This window comes from Nocardia heshunensis, assembly GCF_054782115.1.
In genome coordinates, this window is sequence record NZ_BAAGTC010000009.1 from 880,638 (window position 1) to 896,971 (window position 16,334).

Consider the following 16,334-nt stretch of genomic DNA (forward strand, 5'->3'; position numbering starts at 1 on the left):
TCGGTGCAATCATTCTTACAATTGAGAACGTTATCAGGATATGAGAAGGTGGGGAAGTGGAAACTTTCGAGCTGCTGGCGCATCCGGCGCGGCTGCGCATCGTGCACGCACTGCGCGGCGACCGCACCCTCACCACCGGCGAACTGTGCGCCCGCCTGCCCGACACCTCGAAGGCGACCGTGTACCGCCACGTCGACGCCCTCACCGCCGCGGGCATCCTGGAGGTCGCCGAGGAACGTCGGGTGCGCGGTGCGGTGGAACGGCTCTACCGGCTGCGATCCGACCGCGCGGCCATCCCCGCCGAGGCCGCCACCGGGCTGCCCGCCGACGGCTACCGCTCGGTCTTCGCCATGGCCATGGCCGTGCTCGTCGCCGAGTTCGACGCCTACCTCGCCGGTGAGAACGCCGATCCCGCGGCCGATCTCGTGGGGTTCCGTCAACACGCCCTGTGGCTGAACCGCGAGGAACTCGAGCAGCTCATCACCGACCTGCGCGCGGTCATCGTCCCGCGCCTGGACAACCAGCCCGCCCCGGGCCGCGACCAATACCTGTTGAGCCCCATCCATTTTCCGATCGAGCGGGCGAGCATCGAGTAATTCATTACGGTGGGTAAAGAATTCGGTGAGGAGTGATCGCATGTCGAACGATCGGGCGGATCTGCTGATCCGGGCGGGAGCCATCCATACGCTGGTGCCGGGGCAGGAGGCGCAGCGGGCGCTGGCGGTGCGCGGGGACCGCATCGCAGCCGTGTCGGCGGACCCGAACGGGTTGGACGGCTGGATAACCGACGACACCGTCGTCCTCGATCGCCCGGACGCGACGGTGCTGCCCGCCTTCGACGACACCCACACGCACCTGATGATCGCCGCCAACAGCGCCCACGACGTGCCCGTGCACACTGCACGCGACATCCCCGAACTGCTGGAGTTGATTCGCGAGCGCGCCCAGCAGACCCCGCCGGGACAGTGGATTCGCACCACCGCGAACTGGCAGGAGATCAATCTGCCCGAGCGGCGGTTTCCGACCGCGCGGGAACTGGATTCGGCCACCGACAAGCATCCGGTGCTGCTCATGCGCGGCGGCCACAATATCGTGGTCAACAGTGCCGCACTGGAATTGGCCGGGATCACCGCCGAAACCCAGGCACCCGCGGGCGGGCACATCGGGCGCGAGGAGGACGGCACGCTCAACGGCTGGTTGCAGGACAATGCCATCCCGATGGTGGCGCGGCTGCTCCCGGCCGCCACCGTGGCCCAGCGGATCGACGGATTCCGCACCGCCACCCAGGATTACGCCGCCAAGGGCATCGGCGCGGTGCGGGACGCCATGGTCCAGGTCGACGATATCGCGGTGCTGTCCGCGGCCCTGGACGCCGATACGCTGCGGGTTCGGGTGCGAGTCATGGCCTCCGCCTTGGGATTACGCACCGTCGAGGCCGTCGGCGACCTGCTCGACCGGCTCGAGGAATGGCGCTACCTGCCCGGCCCGTGGCTGTCGGTGTGGGGCGTGAAATTCGGACTCGACGGCGGCATCGAGGCCGGGGCCACCCGCGAACCCTACGCCTGTGACCACGAATTCCACGGCTACCTCACCTGGGAGCCGGAGGTGCTGGTGGAGGCCATGGACCGGGTGCTGCGGCGCGGCTGGCGGATCGGGACGCACGCCTACGGCGACCGCGCGGTGGAGCGCCTGCTCGACGTGTACGCCGAACTGCAGGCCCGCCACCCGGGACTGCCCGCCGGGACGCTGGTCATGGAACACGGCGGCCTCGCCGACGACGAATTGCGGGCCCGCACCGTCGACATGGGCATCCCCGTCACCATCCAGCAGCCGCTACTGCACGACATCGCCCGCATCGAGGACACCTACTGGGGCCCCGAGCGTGTGAATCGCCTGTTCCCGGCGCGCGGCTGGATCGACCGCGGCGCCCTGGTGACCGGCGGCTCCGACTATCCGGTCGGCTCCTACGGCGCGATGCGCTCGGTCTGGGGCATGGTCACCCGCGAAACCGTCACCGGCGTACGCGGCCCCGAACACGCCATCACCCCCGCGGAAGCCATCGCCCTCCACACCACGAATGCCGTTGCCCTACTGGGCGAGTCCGACACCCGCGGCCTCCTCACCCCGGGCCGCCTCGCCGACCTCACCCTCTGGCCCCTCGACCCCACCACCGCGCCCGCCGAGCAACTCCACGACCTGCAACCCACCCACACCGTGATCGGCGGCCGCCTCATCCACGGTGCGGCGTGACCTCCCAGGTCAATAGCTGACTGGTTGCTAGTCTGCCCGAATGCATGCAGCTCAGCGGGTTTACCGGTCGCGGCCACCCGGGCGTCGATGACGATCCGGGGGAGCCGGGAGGGGGCGGAGATTGTCACCGCCCTGTTGGCGGCGCTCATCGCGGGGCTGTCGCTGATGGTGCCCATCGACTTCGCGTGGACCTCGCGCAGCTCGCAGTTGCGGCTGGATCTGCTGGTTTTCAGTCTGCCGCAGGCGATTGCGGCCGGTGCGCTGGTCGCCGTGGTCGCGGCGGTGTTGTCGACCGCGCTGGGCGGGCAGAGTTTGCGGTGGGGTGTCGCGCTGGGCGGGGCGGCGCTGCTGTTCGTGAACCATCTGCTGGGGCGGCACGCGGTGCTCGGCACTTCGCTGGCGACCCTCAACTTCCTCGACTCGATCGCCGGGGGCCTGATCTTCGGCGGTTCCGGCGCGGCGGTGCTGTCGCGGTCCCGCATCGAATCCCGCTACTCCTGGGCGGCATTGGCGTGGCTGCTGGGAGCCATCGCCGGGGTGGTGCTGCAGGCGTACGTGCCCGAAACCCGCTCCCGCATGGTCGATCAGCACTTCCCGCAGAACTGGCCCGCTCTCGACTCACCCCCGCTGTGGCTCATCACGATGGCCCTGATCCTGATCGGGTGGCGGTTCCTGCGCGAACCGGGTGCGCAACCGGCCGAAGCGCTTTCGATCCAGCTGCCCATCGTGCCGATCATCGCGGGCGCGTTCGTGATCGGGGTGAGCCTGTTCGGGTCCGGCATCCTGGCCCGGCACGGCGACAGCGTGCGCGATATCGCGGTCGCGATCGGGGCGACGGCGGTGGCCGCCCTGCTCGCCGCGCTGCTGCTGCCCGACCGCGACGGCAGTCAGGTGCTGCTGGCGGTCGGGTTGGCGGGCGCGGGCAGCGTGGTGCTGGCCAACCGGATTCCGGGCTGGTCGCTCCCACTGCTGACGGCGCTGGTCGCGCTCGGGCTGCTGGCCGGAACCCGCTGGCCCGCAGTGCGGATCGCGGCCGTCGGCATCATCGGGCTGTCGGCGTATTCGGTGCTGGTGGTCGCGGCCGGGCACCCCGCGGTGCTGACCGGACTCGGGCAGGGGCTGCTCGCGGTGCTGGCGGGCTACAGCTTCGGGGCGGTCACCCCGCGCTACGGCTCCACCCGCGTGCTCGGCATCGCCCTGGTCTACGTGCCGTCCCCGGTGCTCGCGCTGCGCGACTACACCCGCCGCGGCCACTGCCTGCTCACCGATCCGGGAAAGCCCTGCGTCATAGACGATTTCCGATCCTTCGCACCCGGCTGGACGGCGACCGCCCTCGCGGTGGCGTGCGCCGCGGGCCTGTGGGTGCTGCTGCGCCGCCGCCCCGAGGACGATCCGCCGACCTGAGCCCGGCGAGCCTGGGTACGGTGGCGGACATGAACGCGCTGCTGCACCGGATATTGGATATCGCCCCGATCTGGGTGTATCTCGTCGTCACCCTGCTGGTGTTCGTCGAGGACGCGATCTTCGTCGGCTTCGTGATTCCCGGCGAGACCGCGGCCGTGCTGGGCGGCGTGGCCGCCAGCCAGGGGCACGTGGTGCTCGGCGTGATGATCGTGCTGGTGGTCGCCGCCGCGATCCTCGGCGACAGTGTGGGTTACGAGGTCGGCAAGCACGTCGGCCCCCGGCTGCTGCAGATCTCCCTGCTCGACCGCCACCGCGGCCGCCTCGACAAGGCCCAGGACTACCTGGCCCGCCGCGGCGGCTGGGCGGTGTTCCTGGGCCGCTTCACCGCCTTCTTCCGGGCCATGATGCCCGCCCTCGCGGGCACCTCCCGCATGCCCTACCGGCGCTTCCTGATCTTCAACGCGGCCGGCGGAATCGTCTGGGGCACAACGTTCGTGGTGCTCGGATTCGTGGCCGGGCAGTCCTACGAGGCGGTGGCCAAGACCGTCGGCCGCGACCTGGCCATCGGGGTCGCGGCCGTGGTGATCCTGGGCCTGATCATCTGGAAGGTTCGCGAACGCCGCCGCGACCGGAGCCTCGAAGCCGAGTACGAGGCCACCCACGAGCCCACCCGCGAAAGCTAGACCAGCGCCGGTTCGGGACGCCGCGGCTCGCTCTCGGGTTGCGGCCCTTCGAGATTCAGCGTCGGCAGCACCCGATCCAGGCTCCGCGGCAGCCACCAGGCCCGGCGACCCAGCAGCGCCAGCACCGCCGGAACCAGCGTCAGCCGCACCGCGAACGCGTCGATCAGCACGCCCACCGCCAGCGCGAACGCGATCGGCTTGATCAGCGCATCGTCGGTGGGCACGAAGGACGCGAAGACCACCACCATGATGGTCGCCGCCGCCGTCACCACCCGGGCATTGTGGCGGGTGCCCGCCACGATCGACGCCTGCGCGTCACCGGTGTGCAGCCACTGCTCGCGAATCCCGGACACCAGGAACACCTGGTAATCCATGGCCAGCCCGAACAGCACACCCACCAGGATGATCGGCAGGAAACTCACCACCGGACCGACCTTGGTGACACCGAACAGGTCTGCGGCCCAACCCCATTGGAACACCGCCACCGTGGTGCCCAGCGCCGCCGCGACCGACAGCAGGAAGCTCACCGCCGCCTTCACCGGCACCGCGATCGAACGGAACACCGCGATCAACAGCACCAGGCTCAACCCGACCACGATCGCCAGGAACGGCAGCAGCGAGGACGAAAGCCGTTGCGAGACATCGATGGTGACGGCGGTGTCGCCGGTGACGGCCAGCTGCGCCTCCGGGGCCGCGGCGGGCACGTGGTCGCGGATGGCGTGCACCAGATCGGCGGTCTGCTGCGATTCGGGGGCGCTGGAGGGGACCGCCAGGATCAGCGACTGCCCCGCCTGCCGGGTCGGCTGCGGCGCGGCGACATAGGCGACGTCGGGCAGCTTGCGGACCGCGTCGGCAACCGTTGCGGCGGCGTGGGTATCACCCTCCGGCGCGTCCACGACCACCACCAGCGGGCCGTTGAAGCCGGGCCCGAACTTCTCGGCGATGGTGTCGTACGCCTGCCGCTGACCGGATGAGGTCGCCGCGGAGCCGTTGTCGGGCAATGCCGTTCGCAGTGAGGCGACGGGCAGGGCGAGCAGGATCAGCGCACCGGCCACAGCCACCACGGTGACCAACGGTCGCGCCGTGACCAGCCGCGCCCACCGCGCGCCCATGCTGTCCCGGCGTGCGGCGGTGTCGTCAGGGTGTGCGGCGGTGTCGTCGGCGCGCAGGGCGGTGTCGTCCGCGCCCATTGTGATCCGGCGATGAGTTCGTGAGCCGGGCCGCGGAGCCAAACGGCCACCGGCGAATCCGGCCAGCGCGGGCAGCAGCGTGAGCGCCACCGCCACCGCGATCAGCACCGCGCCGGAGGCGGCCAGACCCATGACCGTCAGGAAGGGAATGCCGATCACGCTCAGCGCGGCCAGCGCGATGATCACCGTGGTGCCTGCGAAAACTACTGCGCTGCCTGCGGTTTCATTGGCGCGGCGCACCGAATCTCGGGGCGAGAGTCCCGCCGTGAGCTGCGATCGATGCCGCGAGAGGATGAACAGCGCGTAGTCGATCCCTACCGCCAGGCCCAGCATGAGCGCCAGCGTCAGCGCGGTCGAGGAGATCGGCACCACCGCCGAGAGCCCCAACATCCCGCCCACCGTGACCGCGATACCGAAAACCGCTGAGAGAATGGGCATTCCGGCGGCCAGCAGCGACCCGAAGGTGATCAGCAGCACCAGCACGGCCACCGCGATCCCGATCACCTCGGTGATGCCCGGATGCATCTCACCGACCCCGTACGCGGAACCGCCGACCGACACGTCCAGTCCGGCCTCGCGGGCCGGATCGGTGGAGCGTTCCACCGCGTCGCGGGCCGCGCTGGTCACCTTGGACCGGTCGCCGTCGAAGTGCACGACGCCGATCGCGGTCCGCTGATCGGGGGAGACCATGCCCGCCTGCTGCGGCGCGGTCACCCCGATCGCGCCCGGCGCGGCACCCGCCGTCGCGAGGGTCTGCTGAATGGCCGCGCGGTAGGGCGCTTCGGAGATGAGGTGACCCGCCGGCGCGGTGAACACGATCTGCGCAGTGGCCCCGGCCGCGTCGGGCGCGGTCTGCGACAGCGAGTCCAGAGCCCGCTGGGACTCGGCCCCGGGCACGGTGAAGCGGTCGTCGAGGCGGCCCCCGGCCAGCACGGCCCCGCCCACGACGGCGATCAGCAGGACGGCCCAGATCGAGACGACCAGGCCACGGCGTCGGAAGGCGAAGTCGCCGATCCGGCCCAGCAGTGCGCTCATCGATGAATCCTTTCGGCGGAATGCGGTGGTGGTGACGGGCGAGACAGGATGTTGGCGGGTGTGAACTTTATGGGTGTTAACTTGCCCTGCGATCTGTACGGGTGTCAACATTCGTGTTGTGGACATCACCGACGATGCGGCCGCCCGACCGGTTCGCGAGGGTCCCTACCATCACGGCGACCTGCGCAACGCCCTCGTGCTCGCCTCCGCTCAGCTCGCCGAGATCGGCGGACCCGCCGCGGTCACCGTCCGCGCCGCCGCCCGCGCGGTCGGCGTCACCGCCACCGCCGCCTACCGGCACTTCAGCGGCCACGAGGAACTCCTCGCCGCGGTCCACGACCACGCCGGGGAACTGCTCTTCGACGCCATCTCCGGCGCGATGAAAAACGCTGCCGAACAAGACGATCCGACCGCCACCGCCATCGCCGCGCTGGCCACCGCGGGCCGCGCCTACATCGAATACGCCGACCGCGAACGCGGCCTGTTCCGAACCGCCTTCTGCGGCAGCGACATCGACCTGCTCCAGACCAAGGACGTGCGCGCGGACCCCATCTTCGTGCTCATCGGCGTCGGCCTGGACGCGCTGGTCGAGGTGGGCTTCATGGATTCGCGCCAGCGCCCGGGTGCGGAATTCACCGCCTGGGCCGCCGTGCACGGACTGGCCACCCTCATCGTCGACGGCCCGCTCGCCGACGCCGAACCCGCCGAACGCGAGGCGGCCATCGACCACACCGTGGCCACCATCCTGCGCGGCTTCGCCACCGGACCGCACGCCGAGCCGTACCGCAGCACCGACCCGCACATCGCGCTCCCGGCCTGAACCCACGAGACCCGGCGCGGGCGTGCCGAATTCACCGGTGTGTCGGAAACCCGTAAGGTGTCAGCGTTTTGATGTCGTGGTTCACCGCGCACATCTGTGCTGACCCCCGAGGATTTCGCGTGCTCAACCCGCTCGGCACGGTGCCCCGCACCGGCATACCCGCCCACCTGGCCGCCGACATGACCATGGACGAGCAGTACGAATGGCACCGCTCGTTCCTGAAGCGGCACCGGGTCAGCCGCCGGAACTTCCTGTGGGGCAGCGCGGCCGCGGCCATGGCGGCCGGGCTCGGCTCCGCCTTCGGTGGCCGCGGCATCGCCTATGCCGACGACGCGCCGCTGGCCGTCGGCGGCCGCCGCGTCGGCTACGGCAATGACGCCGCCAGCCAGCTGCGCTTCTCCGCCCAGCTGTCGCGGAATCCCGGCGCCACCAAGGTGTTCCTCGACCACGGCCCGACCCCCGCCCTGGGCGGCACCCTCGAGGCCGAGGTCCGCAACCTGGTCACCCAGCTGCCGCGCACCGACGGCGGCGTGCTCTCGGCCGAGCAGTTCTACGTCCACGCACCCGTCGACGATCTGCCGGGCCGCTTGCCGCACTTCTACCGCTGGCGCACCGCCGACGGCTACCTCGGCGACGTCCTCTCGGCCAACACCGCCATGCCCAGTTCCCGTGCGGCCCTGCTGCCCTTCCGTTTCACCATGATGGGTGACCAGGGCATCGACGACACCCCGGGCCTGCCCGCGGGCATGCCCGCCGGGTCCTACCGCAACAAGTACGGCGAGGGCGACGCCCCCAGCTCTCGCAATGCCGAGAACATTCAGCGCCAGATCGTCGCCAGCAACCCGGAATTCCACATCCTCGCCGGGGACATCTGCTACGCCGACACCTCGCACGGTGGCGGCCCGGACTGGTTCGTACCCAACGGCAAGTCCGACAACGACGCCATCGACGCCTACAACCCGTTCGTGTGGGACACCTACCTGCAGGCCATCGAATCCAGTGCGGGACACGTGCCGTGGATGTTCGCCACCGGCAACCACGACATGGAAGCCGTCTACGGCACCCACGGCTACGGCGGACTCACCGCCCGCATGGACTTCCCCGACAACGGGCCCGCGGGCTGCCCGTCGGTGTACTCCTTCACCTACGGCAATGTGGCGGTGCTGTCGCTGGACGCCAACGAGGTGAGCTGGCAGGTGCGCGCCAACCTCGGCTATTCCGGTGGGGCACAGAACAGTTGGGTGGAATCCACCCTCGCCCGGTACCGGTCGGACCCGAACATCGACTTCATCGTGTGCTTCTTCCACGAATGCGCGTACGCCACCGGCATCGGCGGCGCGAGCGACGGCGGCGTGCGTGGCGCGTGGGCCGACCTGTTCGACCGCTACAAGGTCGACCTGGTGCTGCAGGGCCACAACCACAATTTCGAGCGCACCGATCCGATGCGCGGCGGCTCACCCACCAAGGCCGCGCCCGACAACTCGATCGTCTACCCCGACACCGACGGCACCGTCTACTACGTGGTCGGCGGGGGCGGCGCGGCGCACGGCACCTTCGCGGGCGGGGACACCTACCGCGGCAACGAGAAGCCTGACACCTTCGTGCCCGAGTCCACGCTGTGGGGTTCCGACGGCAAGGAGACCAAGGAGGCCGCGGCCTGGTCGCGGGTGCGCTTCAGCCGCTACTCCTTCATCCGGGTCGATGTCCGGCCGGGCGTCTTCGCCAGCGAGATGGACGTGATCGCCGTCGACGAGAACGGCCGCGAATTCGACAAGGTCACCTACCGCCGCATGGTTTCCCGCTAGCCCGCCGCAGGGCGGATGAACCGCCGCGAAGCCGCGGCGCATACTTGACGCCGTGGTACGGATCGAAACACCGCTGCACATGAGCAGTTTGGTGAGCTCATGGCGGTGGGACAGCTCGACTGTCCTGGTCACCGCCGTGCTGGGTCTCGCCTACGCCTTCTGCTTCGTCAAGGGACGCCAACGCGGCGAACAGCTTTCGACCGGGCGGGCCGTGTGCTTCGCTCTCGGCGGGCTGGGCGTGTGGCTGTATTCCGGGCTCGGCGTGATCGGCGTCTACTCCGACACGCTGTTCTGGGTGCGGGCACTGCAGGTGCTGATCCTGCTGTACCTGGTCCCGTTCGCGCTCGCCGCCGGTGCGCCGTTCACGGTGCTGCGCGCGGCCCTGGGCCCGGCCGGACGTGAACGCCTCGACGCCGTGCTCACCGGCGGCTTCGCCCGGGTGCTCACCCATCCGGCCACCGCGTCGGTCATGATCCTGCTGCTGCCCTGGGTGCTGTTCCTCTCGCCCTGGTACGAGTCGGTGCTGCGCAACGGGGGCGTCGACGCGGGCACCCGAATCCTCGTGGTGGCCATCGGTTTCCTGTACTTCTACTCGCGGCTGCAGGTCGACCCGACGCCCCGGCATTTCACGCAGGGCCTCTCACTGCTGATCACCATCGCCGAATCGCTGGCCGACGGCATTCTCGGCATCGTGCTGTGGCTGGGACCGCTGGTGGCTGCGGGCTACTACACCGAGGTCGGGCGCACGTGGGGTCCGGACATGCGGATGGATCAGACCGTCGGCGCGGGCATCCTGTGGCTGCTCGGCGATCTGCTGGGCCTGGTCTACTCGCTGGTCGTGATGCGCAGGTTCGCGGCGGACGAGAAGGTCCGGGCGGGGGAGATGGACGCCGAACTCGACGCGGCCGAGGCCGCGCAGCCCAAACGCAAGCGGGTGGCGAGCGCGGTGGTCGCCGAGGACGACGAGCCCGCGTCCACCGGCCTGTGGTGGGAGAACGATCCGCAGCTGCGGGAGCGTTTCCGGCGCTGAACGGTTTCAGCAATCTAAGGACATTTGTAGCTATTTCTTAGCGGACTTTTACTGGACGCTTGACCTGGACGCCCGAAACCCCCGTCCACTTCGCTCTCGGGACGCACCCAGAGGAAGGTCAACGCCCGCCAGAAAGCAAGTGTCATGCAGATCCGCAAGTTTGCCGCTACCTCGACGATGGTCATTGCCGCCCTCGGCGTCACCGCAGGTCTCGCCCACGCCGAGCCCGCCCCGGCCCCCGTTCCGGTCCTGCCCTCCCTCATCGACGGCGTGAACCAGGGCATCGCCCAGGTCGCCCCCTCCATCCACTGGAACGCCAAGATCGAGGGCGACTCCGTGGTCGTCGACACCGACAAGGGCTCGCTCACCACCGACAACGGCCAGCTCCAGGTCCGCGACGACAACGGCGTGGTGGTCACCGCGGTTCCGTTGTCCTACACCGTGAACGACCTCGACTATCCGATCCAGGCCACCGTGAACGGGCTGCGCGCCACCCTCACCCCGGACACCGATCCGGCCTCGGCCCGCCCGACCGCTCTGCCGCTGCACGACGTGACCAGCTCCAAGCAGTCCAGCTTCGATGACGCCGTCTCGGCCGCGGCCACCCAGTTCGGTCTGGCCACCGCCATCGGCACGTTGGTCGGCACCGTCATCGGCGGTTCGCTCGGCCTCGTCATCGGCGGTATCGCCGGTGGTGGCGTGTTCTCGATTCCCGCCGCACTGGCCGGCGCGGCCACCGGTATCACCCTCGGCGCTGCCGCCGGTCTGGTGCTGGTCGGTGTGCCCGCCGCGATCATCGTCGGAATCGTGTTCCTGAACCGGATCAACAACCCGGCCGAGCAGGGATAGCCGGTAATTCGCGACAACAAAGGCCCGGTCAATGCATGTATTGATACGGGCCTTTTTCGTGTACCCAAAGATTGCTTCGAAGTGTGATCCAAGACTCTGGGAACATGTTCTTTACGCGTTACATATGATTCGGACCGTTTTCGGCACGTTTTGGCAACAACTAGGCAACATTTGCTGGCTTATCTTATCTCGGGTGCTCGATGAGGACCTCGCTCCCAAGAGGGAAGCGCCCGTTCAAGAAAGCGACGAGAAGTAATGCGTTTCAAGAAGTTCGCCGCCACGTCGGCACTCGCCATCGCGGCCCTCGGAATCAGCGCCGGCACCGCCTACGCGGACGCCCCTGCCGCCGCCACCGACGCCCCCGGCATCCACTGGGACGCCAAGATCGAAGGCGCTTCGGTCGTGCTGAAGACTGATCTCGGTTCGCTCGACACGCAGGACGGGCAGTTCCAGGTGCGTGACGGCCAGGGTGGTCTGGTGACCGCGTTCCCGCTGTCGTTCCAGAAGGACGGCCTGGCCCACCCGGTGGCCGCTCAGATCGACGGCAACACCGCCACCTTCACCCCGAACATGGACCCGGCCGCCGCCACCCCGGCCCCGCTGCTGCACGACGTCGCCAGCCAGTCCGACCAGGATGCCGCCTGGTCGAATGCCAACTCGCAGTTCGGCATTGCCACCGGCATGGGCACCCTGATCGGCACCCTCATCGGCGGCGTCGGTGGCTGTGCCCTGGGCGCGTTCCTCGGCACCCCGGTGCTGCTCCCCGGCTGGATCGGCGGCTGCCTCATGGGCGCGGGCATCGGCATCCCGGTCGGTGCCGCGGCCGGTCTGGTGCTGACCGGTGGCGTCGCCGCCATCGCGATCGGCCTCGGCCTGTTCAGCCGCCTCAGCGCGCCGGACTCCACCCCGGCCACCAACTGATCTCTTGATCAGGGTCTGACCGAGACCACCACGGTCAGGCCGGTCGCGGCAGCGGCAACTGCCGTGGCGTACGAGTGCCTGTGCAGGAGGCACCGAGCGAGAACAGAATTCGGGCCGGATCGTCACTGACGATCCGGCCCGAATTCGTCGGCGCGCACCCGGGATTCAGGTGTTCGGGCGCGCGGGAACGGCGTTGACTACGCGCAGGCGGCGTTGAACGTGTCGACCGCGGGGGCCAGATCGGTGATGTTGTCGTCGGTCAGCGCGGTGACGAAGGCCGAGATCGCGGCCTTGTCCGAACCATTGGCGGCAATGCCGTTCAGATTGGCGGCCAAGGCCTGCTGGCCGTCGGGGTCGATACCGTCGGGGTACTGGGCTCGCGCCGCGTTGATGAAATCGACGGCCGCGCTGCAGGCGGCGGACTGCGCCGACGCGGTGGCGGTCGGCAGCGCCAGCAGGGCGGCGGTGGTGGCCACGGCCAGCAGGCCGGACGTCAGGATCTTGCGCATGTGGTGTCTCCGGTTACTCGGTACTGCGATGTGACGGTAGCGAGTGTGCCGCAGGACACCGACAAAACCCGAAAGCCCCACGGAAAGTCTCCGTGGGGCAAGGGATTCCGCGTGTCGGGCGAGCCCGGCAGACGGTACCGGGCGCGAGCGCGACGTTCGCGACAGCTCTAGCGCGGGCGGCGCGACAGGATGGAGTCGCGAATCAGGATGAACGCCAGCCCGATCGCGAACAGCACCAGGAAGATGTAACCGACATTGCCGCTGCCCGACGAGCTGCCCTGCTGGTTCTCGAACAGCATGCCCAGCAGGATCACGACGACGACCCAACCGGCGGCGCGGGCGGTCCGGCGCGATTCACCGCTCCAGCCCCACGCGGCGGACGGAACCTCGGCGGTGTCGACCTTGGTCACGACATCCTTCGGGTGCGCGGGTTCCAGTTCCGTGGCGGCCACTTTGGCTCCTTTACGGCTCGAATCGATTGCTGGCCAATATCGTGACATACGACCCGCTGTCGTAGCGACCAGGGGGAGGGACAACTCTCGTAACTCTCCGGGGCAAGCCCCGGAAACCCCCGCCGAGCAAGGGCGTGTCGCCCGCGTGCAGGGCCGGGCAACGGTGTCGATGGTGTCAAGAGACAATGGCCCTGTGTCCGACGTTGTGAGAGTTCTGCTGCTGGGCAGCACCGGTTCGATTGGTACGCAGGCACTGGAGGTGATCGCGGCCAACCCCGACCGTTTCGAAGTGGTGGGTCTGGCCGCGCGCGGGGGGAACACCGAACTATTGGCGGCGCAGATCGCGGCCACCGGCACCACCAACGTGGCGGTGGCCGACCCGGCCGCCGCGGCGAAACTCGGTGTGGCGCTGGCGGGCCCGGACGCCGCGACCGAGTTGGTGCGGCGCACCGACGCGGACGTGGTGCTCAACGCGCTGGTCGGGTCGCTGGGCCTGGAACCGACGCTGGCCACCCTGGAGTCCGGGCGGCGACTTGCCCTGGCCAACAAGGAATCTCTGGTCGCCGGTGGCTCATTGGTGACACGCGCGGCCAAGCCCGGCCAGATCGTGCCGGTCGACTCCGAACACTCCGCGCTGGCGCAGTGCCTGCGCGGCGGGCGCGCCGACGAGGTCGCGAAACTCGTGCTCACCGCCTCGGGCGGGCCGTTCCGCGGCTGGAGCACCGAGATGCTGGAATCGGTGAATCCGGCCGAGGCCAAGACCCATCCGACCTGGTCCATGGGCCCGATGAACACGCTCAACTCGGCGTCGCTGGTGAACAAGGGCCTCGAGCTGATCGAGACGCATCTGCTCTTCGGCGTCCCCTACGCGGACATCGACGTCACCGTGCACCCGCAGTCCATCGTGCACTCCATGGTCACCTTCAAAGACGGCTCGACGCTGGCGCAGGCCAGCCCGCCCGATATGAAACTGCCCATCGCGCTGGCCCTGGGCTGGCCGGACCGGGTGCCCGGCGCGGCGGCAGCCTGCGACTTCTCCACCGCCTCCACCTGGACCTTCGAACCGGTCGACAACGAGGTCTTCCCGGCCGTCGAACTCGCCCGGCGCGCCGGACTCGCCGGTGGCTGTGTGACCGCGGTCTACAACGCCGCCAACGAGATTGCGGTGCAAGCGTTCCTCGACGGCCTCATCCGATTCCCCGATATCGTGCGCACCGTCGCGCGCGTCGTGGAGTCCGCCGACCGCTGGAGTGCCGAACCCGGTAGCTTGGACGAGGTGCTCGCGGCCGATACGTGGGCGCGTGACACCGCACGCACGATCGTGCGCGGCTGACAGCAGGAGGGTTTCGAACCGGATGGGCTACGCGATCGGCTTCGTACTGTTCGCCCTCGGGATCACGGCCTCGGTCGCCCTCCATGAATGCGGCCACATGTGGACCGCGCAGGCCACCGGCATGAAGGTGCGCCGCTACTTCATCGGCTTCGGACCCAAGGTGTTCTCGTGGCGGCGCGGTGAGACCGAATACGGTCTCAAGGCGCTGCCGCTGGGCGGGTTCTGCGATATCGCGGGCATGACCGCCCTCGACGAACTCGAACCCGAGGAACTCGACCGGGCCATGTACCGCCAGGCCACCTGGAAGCGGATGCTGGTCATGTCCGGCGGCATCCTGATGAACTTCCTGATCGGGTACATCCTGATCGTGGTGCTGGCCGTGGGCTGGGGGCTGCCGCGTTTCGACCAGCCGCCGGAGACTCAGATCGGCAAGCTGGGCTGCGTCTCGAACATGAATCCCAAGGATCTGACGCTGCTGCCGTGCACCGGCGACAGCCCGGCGGCGCTCGCCGGACTGCAGCCCGGCGACCAGGTCACCAAGGTCGGTGACGTGGAGATCAAGACCTGGAAGGACTTCCAGGTCCAGACCCAGAAGCAGACGGGCACCTTCACCTACACCTTCAAGCGTGACGGCCAGACGATGACGGCGGAGATCACTCCGCAGATGGCGACCGTCTACGACAAGAAGGACGGCACGCCCAAGACCGTCGCGAAGGTCGGTGTGCAGCAGGACTATTACGCGCCGCGGCACTACAACATCCTGTCCGCGATCCCTGCGTCCGGCGCGTTCACCGGCCAGATCGCGGTCCGCACCGTGGAATCCCTGGCCAAGATGCCGTCCAAGGTCGTCGACCTGTGGCACGCCGTCACCGGCGGCGTCCGCGACCCGGAGACCCCGGTCAGCGTCTACGGCGCGTCCAAGATCGGCGGCGAGACCGCGCAGCACGGCCTGTGGTCGATGTTCATCCTGACCCTGGCCAGCCTGAACTTCTTCCTGGGCGCGTTCAACCTGCTGCCGTTGCTGCCGCTGGATGGCGGCCACATGGCGGTCGTCCTGTTCGAGAAGCTGCGCAACCTGTTCCGCAACCGCAAGGGCCTGCCCGACGGCGCTCCCGTCGACTACCTGAAGCTGCTGCCCGCCACCTACGTCGTCGTCGTGATAGGTGGCGCGTACATGATCCTCACCCTGGTCGCCGACATCGTGAACCCGGTCAAGCTGTTCCCGTAGCGGCGATGTCGCGCAACAGATCCCGGCACATGCGATCGGCGCGGCGGGTCGTCTCGGGCTGACGGAACTCCGGGGTCAGGGAAAGCACCTGGGCGCAGGCGGTTTCCAGGTCGATGAGGTGACCTATCGAGACGAAGACCGGTTTGACATCGGTGCGGGTGCGCAGGGCGCGGCCCACCGGGTCGCCGTCGATGGTGAGCACGCTGGAGCTGCCCCGCTCGCGGCCGGGCTCCTCGTAGTCGCCCCAGACGTTCTTGGCGACGCCGAGGGTGGGGATCCCGGTGAGCAGCCCGATGTGGCAGGCGAAGCCGAAGCGGCGGGGGTGGGCCAGGCCCTGGGAGTCGCAGATCAGTAGATCGGGTGTGACAGTGAGGTTTTCGAGCGCGTCGAGGGTGGTGGGCAACTCCCGGAAGGCGAGCAGGCCCGGCACGTAGGGGAAATCGGTGTGCCCCTGCGCGGTGGCGACCTCGACGGTCTCCAAAGTTGTGGCGTCCAACACCACGACGGCGGCGACCACGTTGCCGTCGTCGTCGTACGCCGAGTCAAGCCCCGCTACCGTCCGGAAATCCGGTGGCCGGGGGTTGGCGGCGATCACCTGGGGGCGCAGTAGATCTTGCAGGGCCGCAGCCGCTTCGGGGCTGGTCGGCCACGAATCGGGTTTCGCTACCTTCACAATTCGTACCGTAAACCTTCGCGTCATCTGCAACGAATAAGAACTGTAGGCCCCGGCCGATTCCGAGTCCTGCATCCGGCCCGGGTACCCTTGTCGCCGCCGTCACAGGGCGACCGGTATTCGAGCCTCGGTAAGCTCGGAGCCGGTAAGGG

15 protein-coding genes are annotated in these 16,334 nt (G+C 68.9%); 11 read left to right on the plus strand and 4 right to left on the minus strand.

All coding sequences use genetic code 11. From position 1 onward, the window contains the following. Nucleotides 1-56 precede the first annotated feature (56 nt). The 4 genes from ACYVN4_RS32280 to ACYVN4_RS32295 all read left to right on the plus strand — a co-directional run bounded on the left by ACYVN4_RS32280 (nt 57) and on the right by ACYVN4_RS32295 (nt 4,337). Nucleotides 57-596 carry a helix-turn-helix domain-containing protein gene (locus ACYVN4_RS32280; protein ID WP_460725756.1) on the plus strand — a complete coding sequence of 180 codons (540 nt, stop codon included), beginning with the start codon at nt 57-59 and terminating at the stop codon, nt 594-596. Nucleotides 597-636: 40 nt separating this feature from the next. Then, on the plus strand, nt 637-2,250 hold the full coding sequence (locus tag ACYVN4_RS32285; protein WP_460725757.1) for an amidohydrolase: 1,614 nt from the start codon (nt 637-639) through the stop codon (nt 2,248-2,250). Nucleotides 2,251-2,337: 87 nt separating this feature from the next. Further along, entirely contained in the window at nt 2,338-3,654 is a 1,317-nt protein-coding gene (locus ACYVN4_RS32290; protein WP_460725758.1) for a hypothetical protein, read from the plus strand. A gap of 29 nt (nt 3,655-3,683) precedes the next feature. After that, nucleotides 3,684-4,337: a DedA family protein gene (locus ACYVN4_RS32295; protein ID WP_460725759.1), complete on the plus strand. Its 654-nt coding sequence runs from the start codon at nt 3,684-3,686 to the stop codon at nt 4,335-4,337. Here the strand turns inward: ACYVN4_RS32295 and ACYVN4_RS32300 are convergent. Then, nucleotides 4,334-6,562, minus strand: coding sequence for an MMPL family transporter (locus ACYVN4_RS32300; protein WP_460725760.1), 2,229 nt, complete (start codon nt 6,560-6,562; stop codon nt 4,334-4,336). The two genes, ACYVN4_RS32295 and ACYVN4_RS32300, sit on opposite strands and share 4 nt — an antisense overlap. A gap of 118 nt (nt 6,563-6,680) precedes the next feature. Between ACYVN4_RS32300 and ACYVN4_RS32305 the strand changes: the two genes are divergently transcribed. From ACYVN4_RS32305 to ACYVN4_RS32325, 5 genes are all read left to right on the plus strand, one after another. Continuing rightward, a complete protein-coding gene (locus ACYVN4_RS32305; protein ID WP_460725761.1) occupies nt 6,681-7,382 on the plus strand; it encodes a TetR-like C-terminal domain-containing protein in 702 nt (233 codons plus the stop codon). A gap of 71 nt (nt 7,383-7,453) precedes the next feature. Beyond that, nucleotides 7,454-9,187 (plus strand): metallophosphoesterase, encoded by a 1,734-nt coding sequence (locus ACYVN4_RS32310; protein WP_460725762.1) that lies wholly within the window; start codon nt 7,454-7,456, stop codon nt 9,185-9,187. Nucleotides 9,188-9,266: 79 nt separating this feature from the next. Then, nucleotides 9,267-10,217, plus strand: a complete 951-nt coding sequence (locus ACYVN4_RS32315) for a cytochrome c oxidase assembly protein (protein WP_460725763.1) — start codon at nt 9,267-9,269, stop codon at nt 10,215-10,217. 144 nt (nt 10,218-10,361) lie between these two features. Continuing rightward, nucleotides 10,362-11,066: a hypothetical protein gene (locus ACYVN4_RS32320; RefSeq protein ID WP_460725764.1), complete on the plus strand. Its 705-nt coding sequence runs from the start codon at nt 10,362-10,364 to the stop codon at nt 11,064-11,066. 255 nt (nt 11,067-11,321) lie between these two features. Next, on the plus strand, nt 11,322-11,987 hold the full coding sequence (locus tag ACYVN4_RS32325; protein WP_460725765.1) for a hypothetical protein: 666 nt from the start codon (nt 11,322-11,324) through the stop codon (nt 11,985-11,987). Nucleotides 11,988-12,184: 197 nt separating this feature from the next. Here ACYVN4_RS32325 and ACYVN4_RS32330 read toward each other — a convergent pair whose 3' ends face one another. Both ACYVN4_RS32330 and ACYVN4_RS32335 read right to left on the minus strand, forming a co-directional pair. Next, a complete protein-coding gene (locus ACYVN4_RS32330) occupies nt 12,185-12,496 on the minus strand; it encodes a hypothetical protein (protein WP_460725766.1) in 312 nt (103 codons plus the stop codon). A 167-nt stretch (nt 12,497-12,663) separates the two neighbouring features. Further along, nucleotides 12,664-12,948 (minus strand): DUF2631 domain-containing protein, encoded by a 285-nt coding sequence (locus tag ACYVN4_RS32335; protein ID WP_460725767.1) that lies wholly within the window; start codon nt 12,946-12,948, stop codon nt 12,664-12,666. A gap of 169 nt (nt 12,949-13,117) precedes the next feature. Between ACYVN4_RS32335 and dxr the strand changes: the two genes are divergently transcribed. Together dxr and ACYVN4_RS32345 are read left to right on the plus strand one after the other, a co-directional pair. Next, nucleotides 13,118-14,281, plus strand: a complete 1,164-nt coding sequence (gene dxr / locus ACYVN4_RS32340; RefSeq protein ID WP_460725768.1) for a 1-deoxy-D-xylulose-5-phosphate reductoisomerase — start codon at nt 13,118-13,120, stop codon at nt 14,279-14,281. A gap of 22 nt (nt 14,282-14,303) precedes the next feature. Then, nucleotides 14,304-15,509, plus strand: coding sequence for a M50 family metallopeptidase (locus ACYVN4_RS32345; RefSeq protein ID WP_460725769.1), 1,206 nt, complete (start codon nt 14,304-14,306; stop codon nt 15,507-15,509). Here ACYVN4_RS32345 and ACYVN4_RS32350 read toward each other — a convergent pair. Next, on the minus strand, nt 15,493-16,182 hold the full coding sequence (locus ACYVN4_RS32350; protein ID WP_460725770.1) for an endonuclease V: 690 nt from the start codon (nt 16,180-16,182) through the stop codon (nt 15,493-15,495). The genes ACYVN4_RS32345 and ACYVN4_RS32350 overlap by 17 nt on opposite strands. Nucleotides 16,183-16,334 lie beyond the last annotated feature (152 nt).